Raw genomic sequence first — 9841 nt, forward strand, 5'->3', positions numbered from 1 at the left:
GGGTTCGTGCGCTTGACCGGCGCCGCGGGGGCGCCTTAGCGTGGTGGTGTTCAGAAATATAGACGCCAATCATGAATATGGAACCGGGAGAGCTCGTGACGTCAGCCCCTCTCGCCGCTCGACTCGACATCCCCAGCGGGCCGCTGTTCTTCCCGGTCACCGCCTTCGGACCCGACGGATCCGTGGACCTCGACACCTACCGCACGCACGTCCGCCGCGGCGTGGAGGCCGGGGCCGCGGCCGTGTTCGCCTGCTGCGGCACCGGCGAGTTCCACGCGCTGACGCCCGAGGAGTTCGACGCGTGCGTCCGGGCCGCCGTCGAGACGGCGGCGGGGCGGGTGCCCGTCGTCGCCGGCGCCGGCTACGGCACCGCGCTCGCCGTGCGCTACGCCCGCCTCGCCGAGGCGGCCGGGGCGGACGGGCTGCTGGCCATGCCGCCCTACCTCGTCGTCGCGGGGCAGGAAGGCCTGCTGCGGCACTACCGGGAGCTGGCCGCCGCGACCACCCTGCCGGTCGTCGTGTACCAGCGCGACAACGCGGTCTTCACCCCGGAGACCGTCGTCGAACTCGCCCGCACGGACGGCATCGTCGGCCTGAAGGACGGGCTGGGCGACCTCGACCTGATGCAGCGCGTCGTCAGCGCCGTGCGCACCGAGGCCCCCGGGGACTTCCTGTACTTCAACGGCCTGCCGACCGCCGAACAGACCCAGCTCGCCTACCGCGCCCTCGGCATCACGCTGTACTCCTCGGCCGTCTTCTGCTTCGCCCCCGAGATCGCCCTCGCCTTCCACCGCGCCCTGCGCGACGGCGACGACGACACCGCGCACACCCTGCTGGACGGCTTCTACCGGCCGTTCGTCGAACTGCGCGCCCGGGGCCGCGGTTACGCCGTCGCGCTCGTCAAGGCGGGCGTACGGCTGCGCGGACTGGACGTGGGCGAGGTGCGGCCGCCCCTCCAGGAACCGGCCGCGGACCACGTGAAGCAGCTCGCCGAAGTGATCGACCGCGGCTACGCGCTGCTGGAGGAGGCCACGTGAGGACGTCCGCGTTCGTCTACCCCTGGGACGTCGACGGGGACCCGGAGGCACCCGGGCGGATCGCCGCGCTCGGCGTGGAGCAGGTCACGCTCGCCGCCGCCTACCACTCCACCCGGGCCCTGACTCCCCGCCATCCCCGCCACCGCGTCGTCACCGCCGCCCACGCCGCCGTGCTGTATCCGCCGGGCGAGCGCTGGGACGGGCGCGCGCTGCGCCCCTACGCGGCCGGGGACTGGGCACCCGGGGACGCCTTCGGCGAGGCCGCCGCCGCCCTGGCCGGCGCCGGCCTGGAGGTGCACACCTGGGTCGTCCTGGCCCACAACTCCCGCCTCGGCGCCGAGCACCCGGACACCTCCGTCGTCAACGCCTACGGCGACCGCTACCCCTGGGCCCCCTGCATCGCCCAGCCCGCCACGCGCGCGTACCTCGTCGACCTGGCGGCCGAGGCGGCCGTACGGCCCGGAGCGCGCGGTACCGAACTGGAGTCCCTCGGCTGGTACGGCCTCCAGCATCTGCACGCGCACGACAAGACCGGCGGCGTGGCGCTCGGGGACGCCGGCCAGTACCTCATGGCGCTGTGCTTCTGCCCGTCCTGCCGGGACGGCTACGGCCGGCACGGAGCGGACGCCGGCGAACTCGCCGCCGCCGTGCGGGACGCGCTGGAACCGGTGTGGCGGGGAGCGCCCTCCGACGGCGGCTGGGCCGGCGTCGAGAAGCTGCTCGGGGAGCGGCTCGCGCACGCCACGCGCGCGTACCGCGACGCGACCGCGCAGAGCCTGCAGCAGGACGCCGTCGCGGCGGTGCGGGCGGCGGCGCCCGCGGGCTTCCAGGTGCTGCTGCACGCCGACCCCGTGTCCTACCACGTCGGTGCCAACGCCGGTGTCGACCCGGCGCACATCCTCGCCGTGGCGGACGGCGTGGTCGTGCCCTGCGCCGGCGGCACCGGCCTCCTGGCGCCGTTCGCGGAGCACCGCCGCGAGGGCACCGTGCTCGCCGCCAACCTCACCGTCGTCTCCGGCATGGGCGGCAGCCCCGGCACCCTCGCCGCGGACGCCGCCGCGGCGCGCGGCCAGGGGGCCACCGAACTGCGGCTCTACCACATCGGGTTGGCGTCCGACGGCGACCTGGACGCGGTCCGCTCGGCCCTTGCGGGGCGCTGACCCAGCGCCGCCGCCGCGACCAGCAGGACCGCGCCCAGGGACACCAGCACCGGCCGGTGGCCCACCGCTTCCACCAGGACCGCGCCCGCGGCCAGCCCGGCCACGTTGGGCGCGTACACCAGGGTGTGGGCGGTGGCGGTGACCCGGCCCAGCAGCGGGCCGGGCGTCTCGCGCTGCACCGCGGTCAGCGCGGCGATCAGCACGGCGGGCAGCCCCGCGCCGATCGCCGCGCTGCACACCAGCGCCACCGCGTCGGACGGCACCGCCCGCAGGGCCGCGGCGAGGGCCAGCAGGGCGATGCCGTACGCGGCGAAGCGCCGCCCGCCCCAGCGCCGCAGGGCCGGGCCGCACAGCAGGCCGACGGCCACCGACCCGGCGCCCTGCACGGCGTACAGCACCCCGGCGTACGCGGGGGAGCGGTCCAGCGCGTCGACGACGGCGTAGATCATCGCCCCGTTCAGCCCGGCCCCGAGCATGGTGATGCCGCCCGCCAGCACCAGAGGGCGCAGGGTGGGGTGTGCCCACAGGTGGCGAACGCCCTCGGCCGTGCCGCGCCGGTGCCCGCCGGCCACCGGGGCGGGCCGGTCCTCCCGGACCCGCACCAGGGCGTACAGGCCCGCGGCCAGCAGGAACGTCGCCGCGTCCAGGAGGGCCACGGCGGTGCCGCCGTATGCCGTGTAGAGGCCGGCGCCCGCCAGCGGGGCCAGGAGCTTCATGCCCTCGGCGGCGGTCGTGCGCAGGCCGTTGAAGTCGCCCAGCAGGGGCCGGGGCACCGCCGACGCGACCAGGGCCGACTCGGCGGCGTCGTGCACGACGCCCGCCGCGCCGTACACCACCAGCACCGCGTACAGCAGCCACAGGTCGCCCGGGCCCGTCACGCCCACCAGGCTGACCAGCAGGGCGCCCAGGAACACGTTGGTGCCGATCAGCAGCGGGGTGCGGCGGACCCGGTCGGCGACGGTGCCCAGCAGCGGACCGGCCAGGGTCGGCAGCCACAGGGCGAGCATGCACAGCGCGGCCAGCCCGTCCGAGCCGGTGAGGTCCTTCACCCACACCCCGCAGGCCAGCCACAGCGCCGAGGTGCCGAAGCCGGACACCACCACGCCGCACAGGTACAGCCCGGCGGCACGGTCGCGCAGCACGCGCAGCAAGGGCCAGGTCGTGAAGGTCGTCATGCCCGCCCATCGTGGTGCTAAGGCCCCGGGGAGGGGATCGGGCAGGTTCCCCAGAAGCCGGGCCGGGGGAGGGGGGCGGGCCGCGCGCCGATGAGTTCCCCCGCCGGGAGCGGTCTGCCCTTGCGACGACTCACGAAGGAGCACCCCATGACCGACAGCACCACGGGCACGGTCGGCCCGGTCCTCGACCTCGGACCGCAGACGGAGGTCCTGGCGCGGCTCGCGGCCGGCGTCACCGACGAACAGCTCGCCGGCCCCACGCCCTGCCCCGACTACGCGGTGCGCCATCTGCTCGGTCACCTGCTGGGGCTGACCGTCGCCTTCCGCGACGCCGGACGCAAGGACCTCGGGGCCACCACGGACACCAGCCCGGACTCCGCGCTCCCGGCCGTCACGCCCGGCTGGTGCGGGGAACTGCCGAAGGCCCTGGCCGAACTGGCCGACGCCTGGCGCGACCCGGCCGCCTGGACCGGCACGACCCGGGCCGGCGGCGTCGACCTGCCCGGGGACGTCGCGGGCCTGGTGGCCACCGACGAACTGGTCGTCCACGGCTGGGACCTGGCCCGTGCGACCGGCCAGGAGTACACCCCCGACCCCGATGCGCTGCGGGTCTGCCACGACTTCCTCGCCGCCGGGGTGGACGACCCCACCCGCGACGCGATCTTCGGCCCCGTCGTGCCGGTCGGGCCGGAGGCGTCCTTGCTGGACCGGGCCGTGGGGTTGAGCGGGCGGGAACCCGGGTGGAGGCCCCGGTCGTAGAAAGCGATTGCTGTTTCTTGCGTCGGAAGCATTGACGAAACAAACGCGCCCTCCTACGGTCATCGCGTCGTACTTCGTACGTCATATATGAGACGCGATACGCGAGATCCGATACGCGATCCATCGAGACCGCGAGATCCGAGAGGCGCGCATGACCTCTGTGCCCACGCCGATCCCCTCCCGCACGCAGTACGTGCTGGAGGGGATCAAACACCGCATCCTCACCGGGCAGCTGACGCCGGGACAGGCGCTCGTCGAGACCGAGCTCGCCGCGCAGTTCGGGGTGTCCAAGACGCCCGTGCGCGAGGCGCTGAAGACACTCGCCGGCACCGGACTGGTCGTCATGAGCCAGTACAAGGGCGCCACGGTGCGCATGGTGGACGCGGACATGGCGCGCGAGGTCTACGACGTCCGCCTGCTGCTGGAGCCGGAGGCGCTGAGGCGGGCCGTGCAGCGCGGGGCCGGCCTGGACGCCGCCCGCGACGCGCTGGCCCGCGCCGACGTCGCCACCGACACCGCCGAACGCTCCCTGGCCAACCGGGAGTTCCACCGCGCCCTGTACCTGCCGTGCGGCAACCCGCTGCTCGGCCGGATGCTCGACGAGGTCCGCGACCAGGCCGCCCTGGTCTCCGCCGTCGCCTGGGCCGCCTCGCCCTCCTGGGAGCGGGAGGCCGGCGAGCACCGGGAGATCCTCCGGCTCGCCCTGGACGGCGACGCCGACGGAGCGGCGCGCGCCCTGCACGCCCACATCGCGTCCTTCGTGCAACGCGCCTTCCCCGAGGCGGCCCTGGAACAGGAAGGTCAGGAATGAGCAGCGTGGCATTCGAGACTCAGCGGGCCGCCCTGGCCGGCGTGGTGGCCATCCCGGTGACCCCGTTCGCCGAGGACGGCTCCGTCGACCGGGACACCCACCGGGCCCTGCTGCGCCGCCTGCTCGACGGCGGCATCACCACCCTCACCCCGAACGGCAACACCGGCGAGTTCTACGCCCTGACCCCCGACGAACGCCGCCTGGTCACGGAGCTCACCGTCGAGGAGGCCGGGGAGCGGGGCGTCGTCCTGGTCGGCGTCGGCCACGACGTCCCCACCGCCGTCGCCTCCGCCCGGCACGCCCGCGAGCTCGGCGCGCAGATGGTGATGGTCCACCAGCCCGTCCACCCCTACGTCTCCCAGGCCGGCTGGGTCGACTACCACCGGGCCGTCGCCGAGGCCGTCCCCGAGCTGGGCGTCGTCCCCTACATCCGCAACGCCCAGCTCACCGGCGCCCGCCTCGCCGAACTCGCCGACTCCTGCCCGAACGTCATCGGCGTGAAGTACGCCGTCCCCGACGCCTCCCGCTTCGCCGCGTTCGCCCGGGACGCCGGGCTGGAGCGGTTCGTGTGGGTCGCCGGGCTCGCCGAGCCCTACGCCCCCTCCTACTTCTCCGCGGGCGCCACCGGCTTCACCTCGGGGCTGGTGAACGTCGCCCCGGCCGTCTCCCTGAACATGATCGAGGCGCTGCGCTCCGGCGACTACCCGGCCGCCATGAAGGTCTGGGAGCAGATCCGCCGCTTCGAGGAGCTGCGCGCCGCCAACGGCTCCGCCGACAACGTCACGGTCGTCAAGGAGGCCCTGGCCTCGCTGGGGTTGTGCCGCCGCGAGGTCCGCCCGCCGAGCAAGCCGCTGGCGCAGGACGCGCGCGCCGAGGTCGCCGCCATCGCCGCGGGGTGGTCCCTGTGACCGGCCGCCTGTCCCCCGAGGAGCTCAGGAGCCACCAGTGGTACGGCACCGAGGGCCAGTTGCGCACCTGGTCGCACAACGCCCGGATGCGGCAGCTCGGTTACGAGGCGGAGGAGTACCTGGGCCGCCCGGTGATCGCCGTGCTCAACACCTGGTCCGACATCAACCCCTGCCACGTCCACCTGCGCGAGCGGGCCGAGGCGGTCAAGCGGGGAGTGTGGCAGGCGGGCGGCTTCCCGCTGGAGTTCCCGGTCGCCACGCTCTCCGAGACGTATCAGAAGCCCACCCCGATGCTCTACCGCAACCTGCTGGCGATGGAGACCGAGGAGCTGCTGCGGTCGTACCCGGTCGACGCGGCGGTCCTGCTCGGCGGCTGTGACAAGTCGACGCCCGCCCTGCTCATGGGCGCGGCCTCGGCCGACGTGCCGGCCCTCTTCGTGCCCGCGGGGCCGATGCTGCCGGGCCACTGGCGCGGGGAGACCCTCGGGTCCGGCACCGACATGTGGAAGTACTGGGACGAGCACCGCGCCGGCAACTTGACCGACTGCGACCTGCGGGAGCTCCAGGGCCGGCTGGCGAGGTCGCCCGGTCACTGCATGACCATGGGGACCGCCTCCACGATGACCGCGGCGGCCGAAGCCCTCGGCATGACGCTGCCCGGCGCCTCCTCGATCCCGGCCGTCGATTCCGCCCACGAGCGGATGGCCGCCGCGTCCGGGCGCCGTGCCGTGGAACTCGCCTGGACCGCCCTCCGGCCGTCCCGGATCCTCACCCGCGAGGCCTTCGAGGACGCCGTCACCACGGTGCTCGGGCTCGGCGGCTCCACCAACGCCGTCATCCACCTGATCGCCATGGCGGGCCGCGCCGGCGTCCGGCTCACCCTCGACGACTTCGACCGCGTCGCCCGCACCGTGCCGGTGCTCGCCAACGTCCGGCCCGGCGGACGGACGTACCTCATGGAGGACTTCCACTTCGCCGGGGGGCTGCCGGCCTTCCTGACCCGGATCACCGACCTGCTGCACCTGGACCGGCCCACCGTCAACGGCACCCTGGGGGAGCAGATCGCGAACGCCGTCGTGCACGACGACGACGTCATCAGGCCCCGACACAACCCCGTCGCCGCCGAGGGCGGAGTCGCCGTGCTGCGCGGCAACCTCTGCCCGGACGGCGCCGTCATCAAGCACATCGCCGCCGAGCCGCACCTGCTCAAGCACACCGGGCCCGCGGTCGTCTTCGACGACTACCGGACCATGCAGCGCACCATCGACGACCCGGCACTGGGCATCACCGCCGACCACGTGCTCGTGCTGCGGGGCGCCGGCCCCAAGGGCGGCCCCGGCATGCCCGAGTACGGAATGCTGCCGCTGCCCGACCACCTGCTCAAGCAGGGCGTGCGGGACATGGTCCGCATCTCCGACGCCCGGATGAGCGGCACCAGTTACGGCACCTGCGTGTTGCACGTGGCGCCCGAGTCCCACGTCGGCGGCCCGCTCGCCCTCGTACGCACCGGCGACCCGATCACGCTGGACGTCGAGGCGCGCAGCCTCCACCTCCACGTGGACGACGAGGAGCTCGAGCGGCGCAGAGCGGCCTGGACACCGCCGCCCGCCCGGTACGAGCGCGGCTACGGCGCCCTCTACGACGAGCAGATCACCCAGGCCGACACCGGCTGCGACTTCGGGTTCCTCGCCCGGCCGGGCCGGGTCGCCGACCCGTACGCGGGCTGAACGGCCGCACCGCACAGGCACCTCCGGCACGACCCGGCCCGGCGCCGCCCGGGTAGAAAGCGCTTGCTCCTCACGTCCGACGCACCACGCACAGACGTACCGAGAACGGAGAACAGTCATGGCCCAAGCCGCAGCCGTGGCGAAACCGCCCGCGCCACCGAGGCGGCGCCGTGCCTCCGCCACCCCGCGCAGGCTCCCGTACCTGCTGATCGCGCCCGCCGCCCTGCTCATGCTGGGCTTCATCGCCTACCCGGTCATCAGCGTCTTCTACTACAGCCTGCAGCACTACAACCCCACCAAGCCCTGGCGGAACGGCTTCGCTGGCTTCGACAACTTCGTCCACGCCTTCACCGAGGACCCCGTCTTCTGGGACACCCTCGTCTTCAGCGCCCAATGGGTCTTCGTCGAGGTCGGGCTCCAGCTGCTGTTCGGTCTCGCGCTGGCCCTCGTCGTCAACCAGACCTTCGTCGGCCGGGGCCTGGGGCGGGCCCTGGTGTTCTCCCCGTGGGCCGTCTCCGGCGTGCTGACCTCCGCAATCTGGGTGCTGCTCTACAACTCCCAGACGGGCATCACCCGTTACCTCGCCGACCTGGGCATCGGCTCCTACGGGACCAGCTGGCTGTCGGACACCTCCACCGTGTTCCCGGCGACGGTCGTGGCCGACCTGTGGCGCGGTGTGCCGTTCTTCGCGATCCTCATCCTCGCCGACCTCCAGTCCGTCTCGAAGGACCTCTACGAGGCCGCCGAGGTCGACGGGGCCAGCCGCCTCAAGCAGTTCTGGCACATCACGCTGCCGCACCTGAAGGACGCCATCATCCTGTCCACGCTGCTGCGCGCGGTGTGGGAGTTCAACAACGTCGACCTGCTCTACACCCTGACCGGCGGCGGACCCGCGGGCGAGACGACCACGCTGCCGCTGTACATCGCCAACACGTCCGTCGACGCCCACAACTTCGGCTACGCGTCGGCCCTGACCACCGTGGCGTTCGTGATCCTGCTCTTCTGCTCGATGGTCTACCTGCGGCTGAGCAAGTTCGGAGGCGAGAACAAGTGAGCGTGAAGGAAGCCACCAGGACGGCGCCCGTCCCCGTGCGCGCCACCCCCGGGCAGCCGCGGCCCGTCCACCGGCACCGCGCCTGGGACCAGGCGCCCCGCTGGCAGATCTACCTGCCCCTGGGCATCTACCTGCTGTTCACCCTCGTCCCCTTCTACTGGATCCTGCTGTTCTCGCTGCGCCCGGCGGGCTCGACCTCGCTCGTGCCCTGGCCGGTCACCTTCGAGCACTTCGAGAAGGTCTGGACGGACCGCAGCTTCGGCACCTACTTCGCCAACAGCGTCCTCGTCGGCGTCGCCACCCTCGTCATGACGACGCTGGTCGCCCTGGCCGGCGGCTACGCCCTCGCCCGGTTCGACTTCCGGATCAAGCGCGGCTTCATGCTGGCCCTGCTGTGCTCGCAGTTCGTGCCCGGCGCGCTGCTGCTGGTCCCGCTGTTCGAGATCTTCGCCGAGCTGAAGATGATCAACTCGCTGGGCAGCGTCATCCTCGCCGAGACGGTGTTCCAGCTGCCCCTGTCGATCATCCTGATCAGCAACTTCATCAAGAACGTGCCGCCCTCCCTGGAGGAGGCGGCCTGGGTGGACGGGTGCAGCCGCATGACGGCGTTCCGCATCGTCGTCCTGCCGCTGCTGCGGCCCGGCCTGATCGCCGTCGGCTCCTTCGCCTTCGTCCACTCCTGGAACCACTTCCTGTTCGCCCTGATGTTCCTCAACAACCAGGACAAGCAGACGATCCCGGTCGGCCTCAACTCCCTGATGAGCGCCGACAGCGTCGACCTGGGCGCACTCGCCGCGGGCGGCATCATCGCGGCCGTGCCGGTCGTGATCGTGTTCGCGTTCATCCAGAAGTGGCTGATCACCGGATTCAGCGCCGGGGCGGTGAAGGGATGAGGCCGCGCAACGCGGGGCGGGCGACCGCCCCGGGGGGTGGAGTGCACCGGGGTCCGGCCGCCGGGCGGGTGGCCGCCTCGCAGGGCGGGGCTGTCCGGACCGCCGCAGCCGGGCGGGTGCCGAGCTGCGCTGCGGCAGCCGGGCGGGTCCCGGTCCGCGTGGCCGTAGCCGGGCGGGTCCCGGTCCGCGTGGCCGTAGCCGGGCGGGTCCCCGTCCAGGCGGCCACAGTCGGCCGGGCGGTCGTTCCGGAGGGTCGGGTGCACCGGGGTGCGGCCGCCGGGCGGGTGGCCGCCTCGCAGGGCGGGGCTGTCCGGACC

General features: G+C 73.5%; 9 protein-coding genes. 8 read left to right on the plus strand and 1 reads right to left on the minus strand.

Annotated features, from left to right (window positions below; translation table 11 throughout):
* The first annotated feature begins 95 nt into the window (after positions 1-95).
* Together ACZ6ZN_RS31805 and ACZ6ZN_RS31810 are read left to right on the plus strand one after the other, a co-directional pair.
* Positions 96-1037 carry a 5-dehydro-4-deoxyglucarate dehydratase gene (locus tag ACZ6ZN_RS31805; protein ID WP_451877376.1) on the plus strand — a complete coding sequence of 314 codons (942 nt, stop codon included), beginning with the start codon at positions 96-98 and terminating at the stop codon, positions 1035-1037.
* Entirely contained in the window at positions 1034-2197 is a 1164-nt protein-coding gene (locus ACZ6ZN_RS31810) for a hypothetical protein (RefSeq protein WP_469651608.1), read from the plus strand. The genes ACZ6ZN_RS31805 and ACZ6ZN_RS31810 overlap by 4 nt, the downstream gene beginning before the upstream one ends.
* On the opposite strand, the gene ACZ6ZN_RS31815 is transcribed toward ACZ6ZN_RS31810, so the two are convergent.
* Positions 2131-3372 carry an MFS transporter gene (locus ACZ6ZN_RS31815; protein ID WP_469651610.1) on the minus strand — a complete coding sequence of 414 codons (1242 nt, stop codon included), beginning with the start codon at positions 3370-3372 and terminating at the stop codon, positions 2131-2133. The genes ACZ6ZN_RS31810 and ACZ6ZN_RS31815 overlap by 67 nt on opposite strands.
* A 147-nt stretch (positions 3373-3519) precedes the next feature.
* On the opposite strand from ACZ6ZN_RS31815, the gene ACZ6ZN_RS31820 reads away from it, so the two are divergent.
* The 6 genes from ACZ6ZN_RS31820 (at position 3520) to ACZ6ZN_RS31845 (ending at position 9524) form a co-directional block, all read left to right on the plus strand.
* On the plus strand, positions 3520-4131 hold the full coding sequence (locus ACZ6ZN_RS31820) for a TIGR03086 family metal-binding protein (protein WP_469651611.1): 612 nt from the start codon (positions 3520-3522) through the stop codon (positions 4129-4131).
* A 151-nt stretch (positions 4132-4282) separates the two neighbouring features.
* Positions 4283-4942, plus strand: a complete 660-nt coding sequence (locus ACZ6ZN_RS31825) for a GntR family transcriptional regulator (RefSeq protein WP_469651613.1) — start codon at positions 4283-4285, stop codon at positions 4940-4942.
* The gene (locus tag ACZ6ZN_RS31830; protein ID WP_469651615.1) at positions 4939-5850 is read left to right on the plus strand and encodes a dihydrodipicolinate synthase family protein; all 912 of its coding nucleotides are present in this window, start codon (positions 4939-4941) and stop codon (positions 5848-5850) included. The genes ACZ6ZN_RS31825 and ACZ6ZN_RS31830 overlap by 4 nt, the downstream gene beginning before the upstream one ends.
* Positions 5847-7577, plus strand: coding sequence for an L-arabinonate dehydratase (gene araD, locus ACZ6ZN_RS31835; protein WP_469651617.1), 1731 nt, complete (start codon positions 5847-5849; stop codon positions 7575-7577). Before ACZ6ZN_RS31830 ends, araD begins: the two co-directional genes overlap by 4 nt.
* 118 nt (positions 7578-7695) lie before the next feature.
* The gene (locus ACZ6ZN_RS31840) at positions 7696-8631 is read left to right on the plus strand and encodes a carbohydrate ABC transporter permease (protein WP_469651619.1); all 936 of its coding nucleotides are present in this window, start codon (positions 7696-7698) and stop codon (positions 8629-8631) included.
* Positions 8628-9524 carry a carbohydrate ABC transporter permease gene (locus ACZ6ZN_RS31845; protein WP_451877382.1) on the plus strand — a complete coding sequence of 299 codons (897 nt, stop codon included), beginning with the start codon at positions 8628-8630 and terminating at the stop codon, positions 9522-9524. The genes ACZ6ZN_RS31840 and ACZ6ZN_RS31845 overlap by 4 nt, the downstream gene beginning before the upstream one ends.
* Positions 9525-9841: the final 317 nt, after the last annotated feature.

Source organism: Streptomyces sp. NPDC053665, from assembly GCF_055585285.1.